The sequence below is a fragment of the Cloacibacillus sp. genome, from assembly GCA_036655895.1.
Classification (GTDB): domain Bacteria; phylum Synergistota; class Synergistia; order Synergistales; family Synergistaceae; genus JAVVPF01.
The window spans coordinates 1-521 of record JAVVPF010000157.1 but is presented as its reverse complement, the minus strand read 5'-3'; the positions used below and the strand labels follow the sequence as shown (position 1 = coordinate 521).

Sequence of the window (521 nt, the reverse complement as noted above, 5' to 3'; positions counted from 1 at the left end):
CGGGGCTGTGTTGCGGCGATAACAAGATTAAATGTTTTTACGCTGAAGCAACGCTCAAAAAGGTGAGCGAAGAGGCGCTTTACGCCGCCTGCCCAAACTTCCGCCGCTCATTTTTAAATATAAACAGGCCGGACGAGCTTGCCCGTTTTGAACAAACCCGCGCACAATCTCTTTCCGTCATTGCCCCTTCGCCGCAGGCCTCGCCTCCATGAGATAGCCCGCTCTTGTCTGCGCCGTAGGCACAAAACGGCTTGTATTTGGCAGGCATTATAGCCATCGCACTTTCAGAGGCATTGGAATAGCCAACGCCTGACGGAATGGCCTTTTGCGGCGTCCTCTCTTTGCGGCGCGGCAGGCTGTCGTTTTGACATCCGGTGCGTTGCGTGCGGCCTGCGTTTGTGGCAAGATATATAAACAGCTTTATAGAAAATTGAGAATCAACAGAGGAACGGGGCTTTTCAATGCGGCAAAAACTTCAGGAAAATACGGCGGCGCCAGTAGCGCGCACGTGCTGCGCTTTC

Annotated in this window: 1 protein-coding gene; it reads left to right on the top strand. The window is 53.4% G+C overall.

The annotated features are described in order from the left end of the window. A partial coding sequence (locus tag RRY12_13430; protein ID MEG2185668.1) for a hypothetical protein occupies positions 1-212 on the top strand: 212 nt, incomplete at its 5' end. Positions 213-521: the final 309 nt, after the last annotated feature.